Source organism: Halobacillus ihumii (assembly GCF_902726645.1).
GTDB classification, from domain to species: Bacteria; Bacillota; Bacilli; order Bacillales; family Halobacillaceae; genus Halobacillus_A; species Halobacillus_A ihumii.
This window is the reverse complement of sequence record NZ_CACVAO010000001.1, coordinates 2,526,747-2,544,396: the sequence shown is the minus strand read 5'-3', so window position 1 is coordinate 2,544,396 and position 17,650 is coordinate 2,526,747. Positions and strand designations below refer to the sequence as shown.

Here is a 17,650-nt window from a genome sequence, read left to right as displayed (position 1 = left end):
GACAAATTATGCCCCAGTCTCCTGCCCTCTATTAAGTACGAGTGTTTCTACCAGCTGGACGTTCCAGTGAACGTATATCCTCATCTAAGTTCATCACTTTCTGATCTACCATCTGCCTTGAATCTTTCACCCCTTGATTATATAAAAATGGTCCTATTTCTTGTATCATAAAATGCAGGAATTGATCAGCAGCTAAATCTCCAAGCTCCTCCCCGCGCTCAAGTTCAAAGTACTCTTTGATTCGTTCAATTACATACTCTTTTTGTTCTTGATTTAAAGATTTAATCATGAAACGACACTCCCTTTTCATTCGTTTATTTATTATCGTAGCACATACTATAACACTTGGAGGAATGTTTAATGAAACCCTATCGAAAACCTGTTCATTCGAAAGATGAATTATACTCCTTACAAGGAAAACCTGGTAAGATTGCGGAACATAAGGTCATTCACTATATCGATGAATTATGCAGACAATTCTTAAGTTTTTCACCTTTTGTCGTAGTGAGTACATCTAATGCTGCAGGGGCATGTGATAGTTCACCACGAGGAGATACTCCAGGGTTTGCGCAGGTACTTGATGAACATCATCTTTTGATTCCAGAGCGTATGGGCAATAAACGTGCCGATTCTATGAGAAACATATTAGAAAACCCACATATTGGTCTTCTTTTTATCATTCCAGGATTAGAAGAAACCTTACGAATCAACGGGAAAGCAACCATCATTAAAGATGAGGAACTTCTTCAAAATCATAAAGTGAAAGAACAAATCCCAAAGGTCGGCATTGTAGTTGAAGTAAATGAATGCTTTATCCATTGTGCGAAAGCTTTTAAGCGCTCCAAGCTTTGGGACTCAGAACAGTGGCCTGACTTGACCGCACTTCCTTCTGCCTCAAAGATGATGGCAGCTCATGCTAAATTGGACGGCCATGGTCAAGAAAAAGTTCAAGCTTCTTTGAAGGAGAGCTATCAAACACGCCTTTATTGAGCCAGCACAACATTCCTTTGTGAAGGTTCAGCTCATTTTACTGAAACATCCTGTCTAAAGGAGTTTCTTAAACTTTTTCCAATAGCTTCTATAGTTTTTGTATGATAGATTACAAGGCATCACTTAGGGGTATAGTAATTTAGGCGTATACATAGACACGGGGGTATATTATGAAATATTTTATCTATTTGCTGTTGGTTCTCCTCTTCTTGTTAACTGGATGCGGGAATAATGAAGAACAACCATCAAGCATTTTGAAGGAAGTCACAAAACAATCTTGGTCAGATATAGAAAAATCAGCCGCCGGTACCACTGTTCGTTTGTATATGTGGGGCGGTGATGAAGGAATTAATCAATACATTGATAAATGGGCGATTCCACATTTAAAAGAAAAATACAATATCACCCTTGAACGCGTGCCGATGGATACGGCACAAATTTTACAAAAGCTTCAAACCGAGAAGAAAGCAAACAAACAGGACGGGACAATTGATCTCATCTGGATCAACGGCGAAAACTTTAAAAATGCAAAAGAGAGTGGTTTACTGGCCGGGTCCTTCACCGATCAACTGCCTAATTTTAAAAAGTTTTATGACACGGATGACCCTGCTTTTACAATCGATTTCGGGACACCCGTTGAAGGGATGGAGGCACCCTGGGGGAAGGTACAGTTTGTCTTTCATTATAATTCGGCAAAAATCGAAGATCCCCCCTCTTCTTTTAGTGAATTAAAGGGATGGATAAAAAAACACCCAGGAAAGTTTACTTACCCTGCGGCTGCTGACTTTACGGGTAACGCCTTCTTAAGACATGTTCTTTATGCGAAGGCTGATCAACCATCTGATATCTATAACAATCCACTGGATGAAGATGCTATTTCAGATACGGCTGCAAAAATGTGGAAATATCTAAATAGTATCGAACCCTATTTATGGCGATCCGGGGAGCATTATCCTAATTCGTTAACCGAATTAGACAAACTATACAGTCAAGGACAAGTATGGATGACAATGGGGTACAATGAGGCGCGGGCTGAATCACTGATCGCCCAAGGTGTTTTTCCAGAGACCACAAAATCTTTCATTATGGAGCCGGGGTCAATTGGCAATACTCATTTCCTTTCTATTCCATTTAACAGTTCAAACATAGAGGGTGCACTCACGACTATCAATTTCATGCTTTCTCCAGAAGCACAGCTGGCCAAATACAAGCCAAAGTACTGGGGAGAAAACACGCCGATCAGCTTAGATAAACTGTCTAAAGAAATGAGAAAGAAGTTTAAAGCAGTTGACCGTGGGGATAGCGTATTAAGCCAGGAGAAACTAGAAGAAAACTTCCTTCCTGAGTCAGAAGCTGCTTATGTAGAGTGGCTGGAAGAGCAGTGGTTTAATGAAGTCGTACAGCAGTAAATTGTGGATACATCTGATCCCTGCCCTTCTTTTTTTAATTCTGCCCTTTTTCGGGATCATTACAGCTGTCCGCCATAGTATTTTCGCCGATGGGGGCTTTACATTAGATTTCTATCAGAAGGTATTTCAGTCTGATCGATTTTTTTCATCCATGGCCTTTAGTATTCGCACTTCATTTATTGCCACGGCGCTGGCCATTATGATCGGACTAATACTAGTAAGGCTGTTCCATCCTTATTTAGCTAAACTTTCACCCCGAATATCGGTTTGGCTTCCTATGTTATTCCCCCATTTTGTCTGGGGCTACCTTGTTATTCTCCTGCTGGCAGAATCGGGGCTGTTCGCACAGGTTCTCTCAGCTATCGGCTGGATTGATGGGACAAATCACTTTCCTATCCTCACCCGTGACCCTTATGGTTTCGGCATTATCATTACGTATGTTTGGAAAGAGGTTCCATTTGCTATTCTTATGCTATTGCCTGTTTATGCTGCGATACCGACTACTTCCTACGATGTAGTAAAAACGCTAGGCGGAAATAGATGGGATCAATTTAAAACGGTTGAATGGCCACATATTCAGCCAACACTTATTGAAACCTGCTTAATTATTTTTTCTTTTACCTTAACAGCTTATGAAGTGCCGGCCTTGATTGGGACTACCTACCCTGAAATGGTTTCCGTGCTCAGCTACCAATGGTTTTACGGGGGAAGCTGGGATGAACGTCCCCTTGCATTCGCGGTAATGGTCTGTGTCAGTATTGTCATCTTTATGATTGCCCTGACCAGCTACTTGTATTTGAACCGGCGCCGTATGAGAGCTATGAGGGGGCGTCTATGATAAAACCTATGAAAATCATATTTTATTCACTGGCTATCCTTCTGTTTATCGGGCCTGTTTTCCTGCTGGTTTTACAAAGTTTCACCGAGGTATGGCGATTCTCAGCAGGACAATCTTTAACATTTCAGTTGGATAGTTATCGCACCTTAGTTTCTGACCCCAATATAATGGAAGCTACCTTCTGGTCCCTGGTAATTGGCGCATGTGTGCTAGTTATTAATCTAGTGATCGGGCTTCTTAGCGGCAAAGCATTATCTTCGTCTTCTTTTAAAGGAAAATCATTGTTAGAAGCCCTGTTCCTTGCTCCGATCTTGATTCCTGTACTGGCAGTTGCGATGGGGCTTCACTTATTCATGATTCGCATCGGTCTGGCTGATACATGGACAGGCGTTGTCTTAATCCACCTTGTTCCAACGCTCCCCTACAGCATAAAAATTTTCCACAATGCCTATCATCAATTCGGAAATCATTTGTTGGAGCAAGCGGAGACTCTAGGAGCAACAGGCTTTCGTCAACTGCATACTATAGAGCTGCCACTCTTGAAGCCTGCTATTCGAAGTGTCACTTTTTTAACCATTGTTATCAGCTTGAGTCAATATGCAATTACAGCGATCATAGGCGGAGGACGAATCATTACACTGCCGCTAGTATTTTTTCCATTTTTGCAGACGGCAAATACCTCACTAATGGCAGCATTCTCAGTCTGGTTCGCTCTACTTCCTTTTTTCATGTACCTGGTCGTAGAACTGTTATTGCTGTTGCTTCCTTATACGAGAAAACCTTGGAGGAATTTACGGTGAGTTACTCATTGGATGTCATCAATCTCTATAAACAATTTGGAGAGAAAAAGATTTTACAAAATCTTCAATTTCAACTAGGACAAGGAGAGTCTCTTAGTATCGTCGGACCGTCTGGAAGTGGAAAAACTACGTTACTCCGGATTTTGGCGGGCTTAGAATCTCCAACCCATGGTACGATCATGCTTAACGGCAAGAACGTAACGCATCATAAGCCAAACACAAGAAACGTCGGTCTTGTGTTTCAACAGCCTCTCTTATTTCCACATATGACGGTTAAAGAAAATATTGATTACGGAGCCAAAATGGCTGGTCAAGCTTCTAAATCAAAGACAGCGTATTTGTTACGCGCCATAAACCTGGATGATTATTCTGATCGTTTCCCTGCAGAGATATCAGGGGGTCAACAGCAACGGGTAGCCTTAGCGCGTGCAATCGCCTCAGAACCTGAAGTATTACTGTTGGACGAACCCTTCAGCAGCCTTGATGTTCAACTTCGTGAAGAGCTGCGATATTGGGTCAAGGATTTTCTTTCTAAGCAACAGACTACGACGATTTTTGTTACACACGATCTAGAGGAAGCGATCTTGATGGGCGATCGCATTGCTATATTCCATGAAGGTATTTTCCAGCAGCTTGATGAAGCAGATGAAATTCACAAACACCCAGGTAATCCCTTTGTCGCACGTTTTTTAAAAAGTCATCTCGTTATAGATGAGCACCAATACATCCCTATTCAATCTATAAGGAGCAGTAAGCCTGAAGGAGAGCATCATTCCTATACAGCGAAGCTTTTAAATTGGACGTATAACCTGGGTCAAAAGGCTTGTCGCCTTTACATTGATGAGCTGCATGAAATAATCACAATGCCAATGGGGACCAGCGATCTGAAAGAGAATTTTTCTATTTATCTTCCACTAGAAAAGATTCAATTTTTCCAAGAAGGCTGGAAATAGAAAATGAATAAAACCAAGCTTATTAGAGGATCTCTTTTTATTGTACTTTTCGTCATTCTAGCCTGGGCCGCCAGGCGAGAATTAAATATGAACCCGGAAGAAATTCGCCATTATATTTTATCGTTCGGTTTATGGGGGCCTCTTTTATTTATGGGGGTATATGCCATCGGCCCAATCATCGCTTTCCCTACGTCGATTCTTTCGCTCGCTGCTGCTTTCGCGTACGGAGTTTGGCCAGGCATGCTCTTTATTATTATCGGTGCGACAGGAGCTGCCGTTACCGGTTATGTAATCGGTAAGTTCTTCGGCAATTCAGTTGTTAAATTTCAAGACTCCAAATGGGCACGGCCTATCTACAAACGAATGGAGGAAAACGGATTTCTTTACGTTCTTGTTCTTCGGTTAATCCCTCTTGTAGGCTTTGATATCTTAAGTTATTTAGCCGGAATGACGAGGGTGCGATTTCGATCATTTCTCCCCGCTACAGTCGTAGGAATGATTCCGGGGACTTTTGCCTACAGCCTGCTTGGTACTAGCTTAGCCAGTGGGGACAGCAGTTTTATTATTGGAGCCGTCGGCATGTTTCTCGGACTAATCCTCCTGACATTTATGTTTAGAAAAAAAGTTCGACGATGGCTTGATCGATAAATAAAAAGGCGCTCATTCCGTCAAGTTGGAATGAACGTCTTATTTATACTTATCCATGTATTCACGATCAATTTTATTTTTCAGTTTCCATGCTCGCTTATTATGCGCCGTCACAGGACCGTATACTAGCAAAGCTTTCTTCATGCCCGTAGATAAAATATACAGGGCAACTTTCTGAGGTTCATATACGGTCAATTCCTTTGCATAGGAAAAGCGACGTAAGTTCTCATAAAGAATTGGAGCTTGTTTGACAGCGTGTACTCCACTTTTGTCTATATTGGGATAGGTCTCTAACGTTACACAGTCACCAGCCCCAAATATAAATTCATAGTCTGTAAATTGCAGGGTATCAGTAACGAACGGGAACCCCTTTTCATCAACTTTGATTCCCGAAGCTTCAAATAGCGGATCAGCAAGCGGGCCGCCAAGCCAAAGAACACCAGTATGCCTGATTTTATTATTTGCACTAGTCATAATATAATCATCATACATGACCTCAGCTCTTTCCTGCTCCCACACTTGTATTCCTTTTGATTCCATAATAGACCTTAATTTCTTTGCAGTTCGCTTTGATATCGAATTAAGAACGGAGGATGAGCTGACTAAACGAACTTGGCCAGGAATTTCGTTTCTTGCCTTATACGCCTGCAAGGCAAGAGCAACTTCGCACCCTGCAGCGCCTCCGCCTACTATAAGCGGTTGACTCGTTTGCCTAAGTTCTTCTATTTGCTCGACCATTTTTTTATTCGGATCGTTCATATGACTATACTCAGGGGAAGGGACTAATTGACCTGGCTGGCTTTTAGCGCCAATGTCAAAGCTGATCAAATCAAACGGATAAACCGCGCCTCCTTGACAAAAAAGCTTTTTAAAATTCGGATAGACACGTGAAGCTCTTTTTCTGATAAAATGGACCCCTGCCTCATGGGCTAATCTCTTCACATCAACCCGAACCTCTTCAAGGGAGTAGATCCCCTCAACATAACCCGAGATCATACCCGAATAATAAAAATGCTCAGAAGGCGAAATCAGACATACGTCTACATGTTGGATCGGCTGTTCTTTCATAGAACGAAGCACCTCTATATGAGCGTGGCCAGCCCCCACCAGTAATAATCGTCTTGTCATACCAATTCCCCCTTCATTCAGCAAACAAGCTCACGGCAGAACAGTGCCCTGACTATAAGAATCCAGGAATCCCAATCTCATATAAAAGAAACCCACATGGAATTACCATGTGGAGACTCTACCTACAAGCTGCGCTGTAAGAACTCCTCAACTTCTTCAGGAGTCTTTGCATCTGCACTGTGTAAATGAGCTGTTTTCTTACCATCCTGAAAAATTAGAAGACTAGGAATGCCCATGACTTCATATTTTTCAGCAATCTCCGGTAGTTCGTCTCTATTCACATCATACCACTTATAGTCATTAAATTCGTTTACAATATCATTAATAAAAAGGTCCATCCGACGGCAATCTGGACACCAATCTGCTTGAAACTTAACGATAACAGGCTGTTCCCTTTCAATTAAGTTTTGAAAATTTTCCTTAGTTTGAATAGACTCCATGTGATATTTCCCCTTTATTTAAAAATCTAACTACATCATACGTGATTTAACTTCCCATGTCCTGTTATTCGCTCATTCTTACTCAACTCGATTAGATGCCGTGGACAGCCCTGATATTTGTTTCTCCTGAATAACTATAACAAGCTATATACCCCCTTACCTTTCGAGGGGGGAAGACATATTACAGGAGGCAGCCAGCCTTTCTGCAAAATAGGCGAATTGCTCATAATCCAGCTCATCAAGTTCTTTTACATCCACCGCTCTTATAATGTATAACCCAAATTTCCAGACATCCCTTTTAACAGTTTCCCCATTAACCGTCGCCACTTTAAATAATGCTTCCAATACCCCGTTCATGACGGAAATATCTTTGCTGCCATAAATACGTAGTTGATAAAAGCTTTTATAAAGATATTGTTCAAACGAAAGAGGCTCCATTATTAATCGTAACACCTGTTCTTCGTCTCCATAATAACGAATTGGCTTGTACACGGTACCTAGTTCAGCTAACAACGAACCTATACGATTGATACAGTTCACAGCGGTATGTGGGTCATTGACGGCAGGTGATATGGCCTTGACCGCAATTTCAACCAGTTTTTGTATGGAAAACTCTATATCCTGAAGGTCTGTTCTCTCATTTCCGATAAGCAAAAACTCGTTACAGCTATCTAATTCTTCTTGATCTTCTATATTACCCCAACATGAATATACAGGCATCCCCTTCTGAATATAACTCCCTATATAAAAATTTGCTTCAAGAAGAGCATCTCTTTTACTAGCCCATTCAACTAAGGACGAGATTTGCACAGCTTGTGCATAGCCTGATTCTCTGGCATATATCGTTTTTTTCTCAGTTTCCTTTCTCTCTGCAATTTTTTGTTCGTTCCATTCACTAGCTTCATGAATATCTTTGTCCTGGAATGTTTTCTTTATTACTTTAGAGGTGCTTAACCGGATCTTGCCTATTAGGTTATTAACCTGAACAAACCTTGAAGAATGATGAATAAATACTATAAAAAAACCAAGACAAACAATTGATACGACAACGGTTAGAAATGGGCTTATCAGCGCTTTGCTCTGTTCTCCGCCCATGAGAAGTAAATTGATGATCACAAAAATAAACCCGAATGAGAAGACACCAAGTACATGCTGGGTCACTCTGCTTTTCATAAAATCCTGCAAGGTACGCGGGGAGAACTGGGTTGAATAAGTTGTTAAGACCACCATGATCGTAGAAAAACTAATCGTCGTCATAGTCAAAATCGATGTAATCAGCGAGCCATACAAAGTCTGGGCTGTACTTGTATTCATGAGCAGAATACTGGGCACGCCTTCTTTCACCTTAGGGATGATCCATAAATCAATCATCGTTACTAACGTTACACATATGATGGATACCATACTATATATCGTGGGCAGAAACCAAAAACTATCGCGAATGTGGACCCAGGCTTTTTCCTTATACATCGTTTTCCTCCTGATCTAATATAATAGTGCCTCAAGCCAGGGGTGATTAGGTGCATGCTGAATTAAGGCTTGCTTCAACCATTCTTTTTGGTGCTCATTTAAATGAGGAAAAACGTAATTGAAGTCATCATGATCTTTTTCCTTCGTGTTGGCTGCTTTATACAGAAGAACGATCTCAGGATTTAAATAGGGCACTCCTTGCTCTGATTGAAGATTCATCATGGATAAAGGAAAAGACAGTTCTGGATCTCTTCTAAATTTCCACCTTCCTTTATTTCTTTCATTAAGTAAAACCTCTAATTGCTTTCCATCCTGATGAGAGGCATGAATCTCATGAATCGGAAGTTCCAATGGAGCATCTAAATGCCACTTTTCCTTTTTCCCTTCGTTTGCGATATAGATATCCCAATCCGCAAGCAATGAAGCTAAACTATTTTGTTCATCACGAAATACAGCCACCTCAATATCCTCATGATCTCGTGTTTCTTCTCCGATATGTAAATCGATGGCCCACCCTCCTGCAATCATCCATTTCCCTTCATAGGAAGCCATGAACTCCTTTACTTGTAAACAACGTTCAAACATTAGAAAAACACTCCTTTTAACCTATCCAATATATGATTCCCTAAAAAGATAGACCTATCACATATCAACAGAATTCCCCCCTGCACTGCTCTATATCGCTTCACACCGAATCTTTTTACCAGATAAGGAGAATAACTACACAATGCAAGTGATTCAATGTGCCCTCTATTACATTCTTCACTAATTGAAAGATTTAGAAATATTCTGACGAAAACGCATATTTTTGTTAAAATAATTTACAGCAAGAATATGGGTAAAAAATACCATTATCCTTCACTCATTTTCTATACCCTTAATAGGACTGATTGATACATGCCGCTTTACGAAACAATTAGTAAAATCAAGTATGGAACTTTCGGAGGCACAGCCTTAAATAGTGACTTAATGGATGGAACGAATATCGCTGAGGTCGTCAACAATGACATAACACTGGCTTTATTTGAAACGTACAATTACCTGCCGATGACAGATATACTGTCCATTCTTTCCATTGCATTAATTGCTACGTTCTTGATCACGTCTGCCGACTCTGCTACTTATATCCTGGCAAGTATGACAGCTGACAGAACACTGTTCCCTCCATTACTAACTAAAATCGTATGGGGTTTCCTCATGTCAGCGATTTCTGCTGTCCTTTTAATAGCAGGCGGACTTGATGCATTGCAAACCGCTTCGCTTGTATCATCTTTACCTTTTGCCGTGATTCTCTTTATTTTCATGTATGCTTTCTTGAAAATGATCCGGCATGAGCCGATCCCACAAAGGAAAGTCAGACGCCAAAAAAGCAACAATAATATACAAAGAAGAGGGCCTGCACTTTAGGCCCTCTTCTTTGTTTTTGTTATTATGCCCTGAAGTGATGTGCATTCCCTATACGTAAAAAGGAACATCTCGTAATCGCATATGTACTACCTACTAAATAACAAAATCTACAAGAAAACAGATATTCGCTACTACTAAAGCCATTACAATCATTTTTTCAGCAGAAGAACCTGTTGTGAACGTTACAATAAACCGAAAATGTTTCTTAGAAAAAGGATACAATAATGGAATTCCTTTTTTCGTAATAAAATCCCCAAGCAAATGTGAGCAGACACCGACCAGCAGTCCGATGAAGTAATTCAACGGAACAGCAAGAAAGGAGTCAATCAAATAACAGTATCCACCTATCAGAAAAATAAATAAAACGGAATGTGTCATTTTTCTATGACTGCGAACCATAACGAGAATAGGTAAAATAAGCATTGTCAAAACACTTAATTCATCTCTGTACATTTCTATAATTGACGGAGCAAACAAATAAGCAATGACCGCTACTAGAAGGAACATGAGAAGGATTTTCCAAAACCATTTTCCAAGAGTTGATCTCGGTGTATCTATATCGGGAAGAAGAGACCCGAACAAAACGCATAAAAAATATAATGTAGTCTCATAGGACGTAGCAGGTAAACGATCTAGTTCAGGTAAAAATGTTAGTGCAGCTACTCCGCAAGTAAAGCCAACGACTTGGTGCCCTGATGCCATCATGTTGTTAAAACCCTCTAACTTTCAAAAAATAAGCCTGATTCAGTTAGAATCAAGACGCTTTTTATATTATCCTAAAAACGGTCTACCGTAAACTAGTAAAAGCGGAATAGCTTTTATAATGTGGTAGGGAAGAATCTTTATGGTTTACGGCCGAATAGTACTCCGTTAGGGACGAACTCTCATGATCTACGGCCAAGCTAGCGCTCCGGCAGGGACGATCTCTCATGATTTATGGCCAAGCAGCGCTCCGGCAGGGACGAATCACTTTAAAAATTTTGCAAAAAAAGAGGAAATAAGCCATTTGTAGCGAATAGTTATTGTTGCAGTTGTATTGACAAGGAGAGTGATTTATTAGATGAATAAAAGAGAAAAAACTTTACAACACCTTCAGCTTGAAGCAGGATTAAACCGTATACCTTCCGACCACCCCCGTTATACCGAAATCCATGAAACATTCTTAAAGCAATCAGCAGGATACTTCGGTGAAACCACACTAGATTTCTATCTTCAATATCTTCCCGACCATTATCAAGTCATCCAAGATATCCGATTATTTGACGGGATTCATTACTGCCAATTGGATGCCATAGTTCTATGTCCAGAATTCATCCTGATACTTGAAGTGAAAAATTTCAAAGGGGAATTGTGTTTCGATTTAGAATGGAATCAGCTTTTTCGAACTCATAATGAACAAAAGGATATTTTCCCTGATCCTTTTCTACAAGTAGAACATCAGAAACGCCAACTTCATCGCTGGCTTGAACGTGTTCATTTTCCTCCGATACCTCTACACTCCTTTATTGTCATTTCAAATCCTCATACAATCATTTCTGTAAAGGGCTCAGACGACGATCATTTAAGGAGAAAAATAGTACGAGCCAAAAGCCTGCTGCCAAGAATTGAAGCACTCAGAGAGCAGTTCAGTTTAAGTTCCTGCTCCCCAGAGCAAGTTCATTCTCTGACCCAATTACTTAACACGGGAAATCTCCCCTACCAAACCTCTATTATGGAGCGTTATTCTCTTTCGTTAAATGACCTCATTAAAGGAGTCCAGTGTGAGCATTGTAATTCTTTCCCGATGCAACGAAAGCGTGGATATTGGTATTGCTCAAAATGCGCGGCGCGTTCCAGGAATGCGCACATTAAAACATTAAGAGACTATCAGCTTCTGATTGATACCTCCATTTCTAATAAGAATTTTCGACATTTCGCTATGCTACCCTCTAAAAAAGCAGCTCGATTACTCCTATTGAAAATTTGTGATCACCACACCGGTGTTACGAATGATCGGAAATATGTGCTCAACCTAATTTAAACAAGAGAACCGCTAAATCTAGACAAACTTCCCTTTCATTTAGGAAGAATCCTCGTAGGGTAGAATAACTCTGATTTAGGGTAGAATCTGAGTCTGTAAGGGTCGAGTTTTCCTGAGTTACGGTCGAACAACATCCAGTTTGGGCCAAGTCCTCAAGATGTATGGCCGAATTACTCTCCACCCAGGGACGAACCCTCAACAAGCATGCCAAATTAACAAAAGCTACTGTGTGTGCACAGCAGCTTCGTTAACAATCTTTTTCAGGCAACCCGAACATCTGAAACTTAGGTCCCTCCATAGTCTGTTTCCCATCAATGGTAAGCTCTTTTGTTAGGTGAATAATCCGTTGATCTATGGCAACCGGGATCGAATTAATATGATGAAGTTCATCGTCGGCTTCAGGTTCGGCTAACGTCATGCCTATATCTGGTTCTCCACACCCGAATCCAGCGAAGAACAAACGCAAGCAACTGGCTTCTTCGTCTTCAAGCAACTGGTCAAGAAGTTTACGCGCCTGATCGGTTATCCTCATAAAATCGCCCTCACTTTCACATATAACCTACCATAGTTACTCTCGCTTTAGGAAATCATATTACTCTAAACCTCTCAAAAATAAGATTAATTTCAACAAAAATAGGCTACAGGATGCTCATCCTGTAGCCTTAGATCTTTCAAAATTAAACAGCTTTAGCGTTAAGTTCTACATCAATATTTCCTCGGGTTGCTTTAGAATAAGGGCAAACCTGGTGGGCTTCTTCTACAAGTTCTTCAGCTTCTTCCTGAGAAACTCCCTTAAGACTAACGTTCAATACAACTCCTACCTTAAAGCCACCATCTGATTCATCTTTTAACAAGCTGACATCAGCGGTGATTTCAGAATCAATATCTTTCTTTTTCTTACTCGCAACCAGGTTAAGAGCGCCATCGAAGCAAGCTGAATATCCTGCCGCAAATAGCTGCTCAGGGTTAGAGCCTTTCTCATCTCCGCTGCCTGGCTGTACAAGATTTAAATCAATTAAACCATCATCGGACTTAACGTGACCTTCACGTCCGCCTTTGGCTGTTGCATGTGCCGTAAACATTACGTTACTCACTATCAATCACTCCTCGATAATTAATGCTCACACAATCTATATATTCCTCAAAAACTTATCTTTTAAACCTCTGTTATTCTTCTATTCGATATTCTTTTTTCAATGAATCGGGAGCCATCTTAACAATTTGTTGTAAAATAAAGGTTAGAACGGCTAAGTCATCGACCAAACCGAAGACTACTAAGAAATCAGGAATCACATCCCATGGAAATAGGAGATAACCAAGCATTAGCAAAATGGCGATTACTTTATTCCCATTAGCAATTTCTGGGGATCGAAAAAATCCTATTAAAAATGGGATCGACCTTTTTATATTAAATAAGAATCGTATTCTCCTCCATATCTTTCTCATTTGACTGCACCTCTTATTTATGGGTTTATGACTCTATACCCTTCTCCCTAGAACCCCTACACTCATTCACAATTGCTTATTTAAAGCGTATGATTTAACATAATGGTTGAAACAGTACTGAAATCGTGCCCATTCATGGAAGATTAAAGGGGAGAAGCAGATCATGAAGATTCTTTTACTTAACGGAACCATTGTTGGAACTAAAACAAAGTCTTTACTGGATGAAATCCAAACCTATATAAGCAAGCTTGATAAAGAGTATGACACAACTTTCATTGATCTTAAAGATTTCGATATGCAGTTCATCGATGGCCGGCCAGTAGATCAATATAATGATGATATGCAAAAGCTGATACTCGAAATGGAAGATGCTGATGCTTACGTCATTGCTACACCTATTTTCCAAGGGTCCATTCCTGGAACTTTAAAAAACCTTTTGGATGCCATTTCACCACTGGCGATGCGATATAAACCTGTTTCCATAGTAGCGAACGGCGGGACGCTACAGCACCACTTAGTTATCGAAAGTCAACTAAAACCTATTCTTGACTACTTCCGCTGTCTTGTTACACCTAATTATGTCTATACCCATACCAACCATTTCTCGGCTGAAGGAGAACTTATCGACGAAGATGTACATCACCGACTAGAAGAAATGACTAAGGTATTCGACCAATACATTCAAATGAGTAAAGAAATCTAAAAAAGAAAAGTCCTTTCTACAGCCTTTACTCAAAAATCGATATTCAAACAAAACCGCCCCTTACGCTTATTAGCGACGGGGCGGTTTTTTACTCAGGCATACCCTAATACTTTATCTACATAATTCTGTGTCTCTTCAAAAGGTGGGACACCTCCATACTTATCAACGTTTCCAGGACCCGCATTATACGCTGCAAGAGCCAGAGTAGTATCCCCATTATAACGATCAAGCATTTGCTTTAAATACTTCGTTCCACCCATAAGGTTCTGCCTCGGATCAAATGGGTCTGTTACCCCAAGGCCTCTTGCTGTAGCCGGCATTAATTGCATCAATCCCTGCGCTCCCGCATGACTTACGACATCAGGGTCAAAATTTGACTCCGCCTTAACGACAGAACGAATTAAACTTTCCTCAACTCTATACTTCTCGGAAGCCTCTTTGATGAGTGTTTCAATATTTTTGTTCTCTACCTCCAAGACAGGATCTTGCGCCGGAACCTGAGAAACAGGCGTTTGATACTGGATATGTATAGGCTGAGGTCTGAATGCGTTAAAATTAGTTAACGTGGCCGCTTGGTTATTCTGAGCCGCGCCGCCATTACCATATGGCTGATGCTCAGACATCATAGACTGTAGGATACTCTGAAAAGCCATGTCAGGAACTGAACGATTAAATGATGAAGGAGAACCTCCACTTAAAGTTGACATTGCCTGCATTTGCATCATAAACCGAATTTGATTAAATTCCATGATTCACCTCATAGATTTGATTAACTTAATTTTACAAGAATAGAGATGAACTGACAATATCATCTTTGAATGTCCCCTCACAATCACTATTCAACAATAACCTCTATATGCTGAGGTTTAACCGAAAAGACTGCAGGTAATGGGTCTCCTTCTTCTCCATCTACGTTCGTTACAAGAGCCTTCGACGAGGAAACCTTCAAACTGCGGGCAGTAAAATACTCTACCCCTTTCTGATGCCTTAGTTCACCTTTTAACATTGATGAAGTCAGCGAAGCTAATTGGAGCACATTCGATTTTTTCACAATATAACAATGCATGAGACCGTCGTTGACTTTAGCTTGCGGTGCGAGCTGTTCAAATCCAGCGGTCGAATTTGTTAAGGCAGCAAGGAACAGAAAGGCATTTCCTTCCCACACCTGTTCATCGTGTTCGATATAAAGCGGGTAATCAGGGGTTGAAGCTAGAGTTTTTAGCCCCTCCATGATATAAGCCAAGGATCCGAATTTTGTTTTTTGTTCTGGTGTAACTTCATAACTTGCCTCAGCTATAGCACCGATTGCTACAATATTTACGAAATAGTGATCATTCATACGCCCTATATCTACCTTTTTTGTGCGATCAGAACTTAAGATATTCACGGCTTCCTCAGCATCCAGCGGAATATTTAACGCGCGGGCAAAATCATTTACAGTACCTAGCGGGACCACACCTAGTTTCGGACGATGATGCTGGTCGACCATCCCGTTAATCGTTTCATTAAGTGTCCCATCCCCTCCGAGTGAAACAACCATCTCAAATTCATCCCTGCATGCATTTTGGCAAAACTTCATGGCATCAAGTTCTTTCTCAGTTTGAACCGTCTTTACTTCATAACCTTTTTTGTTCAAAAGCTCTTCGATTTGGTTCACATAATTCAGGGCCTCTTCTTTGCCTGAAGAAGGATTAACAATTAACATAGCTTTCATCTCGCTCTCCTCCTCCCCCATTCTCTATCTATCCATTTAATACCCCATTGCATCCAATGATATTCTCACAGTTATAATAAAAACCACCAGGTATGTAAGCCTGGTGGTAGAGATAGTGGTAAATTAAGCCGATTTTAATTCTTCCTCAAGTGGTATATCCTGCGTCAAATTACGTTTTGCAGCTACAAAGAAAGCTGTAACAATGATAACGGTAATCACTGCTGCAACCACATAGGAAATATTTAGCGATAAACCAAATCCTATTGGTGCGTTTAGGATATACGTAAACGTTGCCATCGTTATAAAAGTTGCCGGAATAGCTGCAATCCAGTAATTTTTTCGTGCCAAGAATAAATACATAGCTCCAACCCATAAGGCGATCATAGCAGTGGACTGGTTGGCCCAAGAGAAATATCTCCATAGCAACGTAAAATCAACTTTTGTCAGTGCAAAGGAAATCACGAACATTGGCACGGCGATCCAGACACGACTCAACACTTTCTTTTGCGAAACCTTAATGTAGTCAGCAATGATCATACGGGCACTGCGGAACGCTGTATCACCAGACGTGATTGGCAGTACAATGACACCAAGGATAGCAAGTGTACCACCAATAGCCCCGAGCATCGCGACAGATACCTCACTGACCACAGCAGCTGGGCCGCCATTAGCCAGCACTTCACTCAATCCAGTTGGACCATTAAACAGACTCATTGCTGCTGCAGCCCAAATCATGGCAATAATTCCCTCAGTAATCATCATTCCGTAAAAAATCTTACGTCCTTGTTTTTCCTTCTGAGTGGTACGGGAAATAATTGGTGTCTGCGTAGCATGAAATCCGGATAATGCCCCACAAGAAATGGTTAGGAATAACAGTGGGAAGATCGGTGCGTTATCTGGATGCATGTTTGCAAAAGATAGCTCAGGAATCGGTGCTCCAGTAAATATTAACGCTCCTCCTACTCCAATGGCGCTGATCAATAATAGCGCCCCAAAAATCGGATATAGTTTTCCGATAATTTTATCAATCGGCAGTAAGGTTGCCAGCAGATAATAAGCAAAAATAGCAAACAAAATAACAGGCATTGCCAACCAGCTGCTTGTCATACTATGGAGAAGGTCAGCCGGCGCTGTTACAAACACAGTACCTACCAACACGAGTAAAAGAATGGAGAAAGCATTAACAACATGCTTCATCACTTTGCCGAGAAACTTCCCAGCAAGTTCAGGCAAATGCGCCCCTCTGTTCCGAATGGAGATCATTCCAGTCAAATAATCGTGAACGGCCCCGGCAAATATCGCTCCAAAGACGATCCAAATAAAAGCTACAGGTCCGTATAAGGCTCCCAAAATCGGACCAAAGATCGGACCAACTCCAGCTATGTTCAACAGCTGGATTAATGAGTTCTTTTTATCAGACATCGGCAAATAATCTACACCATCACTATGCGTGTATGCAGGCGTTTCCCGCTCTGTGTTTAAGCCAAAAACCTTCTCAACATATTTTCCATACGTAAAATATCCTATAATTAAAAGTGCAATACTTACGATAAATGTAATCACGTCTATTTTCCTCCCTCACTATGTTTTGTAATCGTTTTCACTATCATAGCAAGGAACCGCTTTCATGAGTGCTATTTGTGTTCAACATGTTAAATATGTTGTATAACATGTTAAAAAGCTT

21 protein-coding genes are annotated in these 17,650 nt (G+C 40.8%); 9 read left to right on the top strand and 12 right to left on the bottom strand.

What is annotated here, in order from left to right:
* Window positions 1–31 precede the first annotated feature (31 nt).
* A complete protein-coding gene (locus tag G6R08_RS12695; RefSeq protein ID WP_163528415.1) occupies window positions 32–289 on the bottom strand; it encodes a DUF2164 domain-containing protein in 258 nt (85 codons plus the stop codon).
* Window positions 290–360: 71 nt separating this feature from the next.
* Here G6R08_RS12695 and G6R08_RS12690 point away from each other — a divergent pair, with 71 nt between their 5' ends.
* From G6R08_RS12690 to G6R08_RS12665, 6 genes are all read left to right on the top strand, one after another.
* Window positions 361–990: a pyridoxamine 5'-phosphate oxidase family protein gene (locus G6R08_RS12690; RefSeq protein WP_163528413.1), complete on the top strand. Its 630-nt coding sequence runs from the start codon at window positions 361–363 to the stop codon at window positions 988–990.
* 170 nt (window positions 991–1,160) lie between these two features.
* Window positions 1,161–2,399, top strand: a complete 1,239-nt coding sequence (locus tag G6R08_RS12685) for an ABC transporter substrate-binding protein (RefSeq protein ID WP_163528411.1) — start codon at window positions 1,161–1,163, stop codon at window positions 2,397–2,399.
* A complete protein-coding gene (locus G6R08_RS12680; RefSeq protein WP_163528409.1) occupies window positions 2,380–3,237 on the top strand; it encodes an ABC transporter permease in 858 nt (285 codons plus the stop codon). The genes G6R08_RS12685 and G6R08_RS12680 overlap by 20 nt, the downstream gene beginning before the upstream one ends.
* Window positions 3,234–4,037 (top strand): ABC transporter permease, encoded by an 804-nt coding sequence (locus G6R08_RS12675; RefSeq protein WP_240339708.1) that lies wholly within the window; start codon window positions 3,234–3,236, stop codon window positions 4,035–4,037. Before G6R08_RS12680 ends, G6R08_RS12675 begins: the two co-directional genes overlap by 4 nt.
* Window positions 4,034–4,990, top strand: coding sequence for a heme ABC exporter ATP-binding protein CcmA (gene ccmA / locus G6R08_RS12670; RefSeq protein WP_163528407.1), 957 nt, complete (start codon window positions 4,034–4,036; stop codon window positions 4,988–4,990). The genes G6R08_RS12675 and ccmA overlap by 4 nt, the downstream gene beginning before the upstream one ends.
* A 3-nt stretch (window positions 4,991–4,993) precedes the next feature.
* Window positions 4,994–5,638, top strand: a complete 645-nt coding sequence (locus tag G6R08_RS12665; protein ID WP_163528405.1) for a TVP38/TMEM64 family protein — start codon at window positions 4,994–4,996, stop codon at window positions 5,636–5,638.
* Window positions 5,639–5,677: 39 nt separating this feature from the next.
* On the opposite strand, the gene G6R08_RS12660 is transcribed toward G6R08_RS12665, so the two are convergent.
* The 4 genes from G6R08_RS12660 to G6R08_RS12645 all read right to left on the bottom strand — a co-directional run bounded on the left by G6R08_RS12660 (window position 5,678) and on the right by G6R08_RS12645 (window position 9,261).
* Window positions 5,678–6,766 carry an FAD-dependent oxidoreductase gene (locus G6R08_RS12660; protein ID WP_163528403.1) on the bottom strand — a complete coding sequence of 363 codons (1,089 nt, stop codon included), beginning with the start codon at window positions 6,764–6,766 and terminating at the stop codon, window positions 5,678–5,680.
* Between the two features lie 122 nt (window positions 6,767–6,888).
* Entirely contained in the window at window positions 6,889–7,206 is a 318-nt protein-coding gene (locus tag G6R08_RS12655; protein WP_163528401.1) for a thioredoxin family protein, read from the bottom strand.
* A 156-nt stretch (window positions 7,207–7,362) separates the two neighbouring features.
* Window positions 7,363–8,676 carry a DUF2254 domain-containing protein gene (locus tag G6R08_RS12650; protein ID WP_163528399.1) on the bottom strand — a complete coding sequence of 438 codons (1,314 nt, stop codon included), beginning with the start codon at window positions 8,674–8,676 and terminating at the stop codon, window positions 7,363–7,365.
* Window positions 8,677–8,691: 15 nt separating this feature from the next.
* Window positions 8,692–9,261: a nucleotidyltransferase domain-containing protein gene (locus G6R08_RS12645; protein WP_240339707.1), complete on the bottom strand. Its 570-nt coding sequence runs from the start codon at window positions 9,259–9,261 to the stop codon at window positions 8,692–8,694.
* A 312-nt stretch (window positions 9,262–9,573) separates the two neighbouring features.
* Between G6R08_RS12645 and G6R08_RS12640 the strand changes: the two genes are divergently transcribed.
* Window positions 9,574–10,083, top strand: coding sequence for a BCCT family transporter (locus tag G6R08_RS12640; RefSeq protein ID WP_163528397.1), 510 nt, complete (start codon window positions 9,574–9,576; stop codon window positions 10,081–10,083).
* 93 nt (window positions 10,084–10,176) lie between these two features.
* Here the strand turns inward: G6R08_RS12640 and G6R08_RS12635 are convergent, their stop codons facing one another.
* Complete coding sequence (locus G6R08_RS12635) at window positions 10,177–10,788, bottom strand: metal-dependent hydrolase (RefSeq protein WP_163528395.1); 612 nt, start codon at window positions 10,786–10,788, stop codon at window positions 10,177–10,179.
* A gap of 355 nt (window positions 10,789–11,143) precedes the next feature.
* On the opposite strand from G6R08_RS12635, the gene G6R08_RS12630 reads away from it, so the two are divergent.
* Window positions 11,144–12,103 (top strand): nuclease-related domain-containing protein, encoded by a 960-nt coding sequence (locus tag G6R08_RS12630; RefSeq protein ID WP_163528393.1) that lies wholly within the window; start codon window positions 11,144–11,146, stop codon window positions 12,101–12,103.
* Between the two features lie 247 nt (window positions 12,104–12,350).
* Here G6R08_RS12630 and G6R08_RS12625 read toward each other — a convergent pair whose 3' ends face one another.
* The 3 genes from G6R08_RS12625 to G6R08_RS12615 form a co-directional block, all read right to left on the bottom strand.
* Window positions 12,351–12,635 carry an iron-sulfur cluster assembly accessory protein gene (locus G6R08_RS12625; protein ID WP_163528391.1) on the bottom strand — a complete coding sequence of 95 codons (285 nt, stop codon included), beginning with the start codon at window positions 12,633–12,635 and terminating at the stop codon, window positions 12,351–12,353.
* A 145-nt stretch (window positions 12,636–12,780) separates the two neighbouring features.
* The gene (locus G6R08_RS12620) at window positions 12,781–13,197 is read right to left on the bottom strand and encodes an organic hydroperoxide resistance protein (protein WP_163528389.1); all 417 of its coding nucleotides are present in this window, start codon (window positions 13,195–13,197) and stop codon (window positions 12,781–12,783) included.
* Between the two features lie 73 nt (window positions 13,198–13,270).
* Window positions 13,271–13,549, bottom strand: coding sequence for a YkvA family protein (locus G6R08_RS12615; RefSeq protein ID WP_163528387.1), 279 nt, complete (start codon window positions 13,547–13,549; stop codon window positions 13,271–13,273).
* A 163-nt stretch (window positions 13,550–13,712) separates the two neighbouring features.
* Here G6R08_RS12615 and G6R08_RS12610 point away from each other — a divergent pair, with 163 nt between their 5' ends.
* Complete coding sequence (locus G6R08_RS12610) at window positions 13,713–14,252, top strand: NADPH-dependent FMN reductase (protein ID WP_163528386.1); 540 nt, start codon at window positions 13,713–13,715, stop codon at window positions 14,250–14,252.
* Between the two features lie 92 nt (window positions 14,253–14,344).
* On the opposite strand, the gene G6R08_RS22280 is transcribed toward G6R08_RS12610, so the two are convergent.
* The 3 genes from G6R08_RS22280 to G6R08_RS12595 all read right to left on the bottom strand — a co-directional run bounded on the left by G6R08_RS22280 (window position 14,345) and on the right by G6R08_RS12595 (window position 17,529).
* Window positions 14,345–15,001, bottom strand: a complete 657-nt coding sequence (locus tag G6R08_RS22280; RefSeq protein WP_163528384.1) for a lytic transglycosylase domain-containing protein — start codon at window positions 14,999–15,001, stop codon at window positions 14,345–14,347.
* Between the two features lie 86 nt (window positions 15,002–15,087).
* A complete protein-coding gene (locus G6R08_RS12600) occupies window positions 15,088–15,966 on the bottom strand; it encodes a diacylglycerol/lipid kinase family protein (protein WP_163528382.1) in 879 nt (292 codons plus the stop codon).
* A gap of 123 nt (window positions 15,967–16,089) precedes the next feature.
* Window positions 16,090–17,529 carry a carbon starvation CstA family protein gene (locus G6R08_RS12595; protein WP_163528380.1) on the bottom strand — a complete coding sequence of 480 codons (1,440 nt, stop codon included), beginning with the start codon at window positions 17,527–17,529 and terminating at the stop codon, window positions 16,090–16,092.
* Window positions 17,530–17,650 lie beyond the last annotated feature (121 nt).

Coding starts and splice junctions, on each gene's coding strand:
- G6R08_RS12695 (WP_163528415.1), bottom strand. CDS start 289: ATGATTAAATCTTTAAATCAAGAACAAAAAGAGTATGTAATTGAACGA.
- G6R08_RS12690 (WP_163528413.1), top strand. CDS start 361: ATGAAACCCTATCGAAAACCTGTTCATTCGAAAGATGAATTATACTCC.
- G6R08_RS12685 (WP_163528411.1), top strand. CDS start 1,161: ATGAAATATTTTATCTATTTGCTGTTGGTTCTCCTCTTCTTGTTAACT.
- G6R08_RS12680 (WP_163528409.1), top strand. CDS start 2,380: ATGAAGTCGTACAGCAGTAAATTGTGGATACATCTGATCCCTGCCCTT.
- G6R08_RS12675 (WP_240339708.1), top strand. CDS start 3,234: ATGATAAAACCTATGAAAATCATATTTTATTCACTGGCTATCCTTCTG.
- G6R08_RS12665 (WP_163528405.1), top strand. CDS start 4,994: ATGAATAAAACCAAGCTTATTAGAGGATCTCTTTTTATTGTACTTTTC.
- G6R08_RS12660 (WP_163528403.1), bottom strand. CDS start 6,766: ATGACAAGACGATTATTACTGGTGGGGGCTGGCCACGCTCATATAGAG.
- G6R08_RS12655 (WP_163528401.1), bottom strand. CDS start 7,206: ATGGAGTCTATTCAAACTAAGGAAAATTTTCAAAACTTAATTGAAAGG.
- G6R08_RS12650 (WP_163528399.1), bottom strand. CDS start 8,676: ATGTATAAGGAAAAAGCCTGGGTCCACATTCGCGATAGTTTTTGGTTT.
- G6R08_RS12645 (WP_240339707.1), bottom strand. CDS start 9,261: ATGTTTGAACGTTGTTTACAAGTAAAGGAGTTCATGGCTTCCTATGAA.
- G6R08_RS12640 (WP_163528397.1), top strand. CDS start 9,574: ATGCCGCTTTACGAAACAATTAGTAAAATCAAGTATGGAACTTTCGGA.
- G6R08_RS12635 (WP_163528395.1), bottom strand. CDS start 10,788: ATGATGGCATCAGGGCACCAAGTCGTTGGCTTTACTTGCGGAGTAGCT.
- G6R08_RS12630 (WP_163528393.1), top strand. CDS start 11,144: ATGAATAAAAGAGAAAAAACTTTACAACACCTTCAGCTTGAAGCAGGA.
- G6R08_RS12625 (WP_163528391.1), bottom strand. CDS start 12,635: ATGAGGATAACCGATCAGGCGCGTAAACTTCTTGACCAGTTGCTTGAA.
- G6R08_RS12615 (WP_163528387.1), bottom strand. CDS start 13,549: ATGAGAAAGATATGGAGGAGAATACGATTCTTATTTAATATAAAAAGG.
- G6R08_RS12610 (WP_163528386.1), top strand. CDS start 13,713: ATGAAGATTCTTTTACTTAACGGAACCATTGTTGGAACTAAAACAAAG.
- G6R08_RS22280 (WP_163528384.1), bottom strand. CDS start 15,001: ATGGAATTTAATCAAATTCGGTTTATGATGCAAATGCAGGCAATGTCA.
- G6R08_RS12600 (WP_163528382.1), bottom strand. CDS start 15,966: ATGAAAGCTATGTTAATTGTTAATCCTTCTTCAGGCAAAGAAGAGGCC.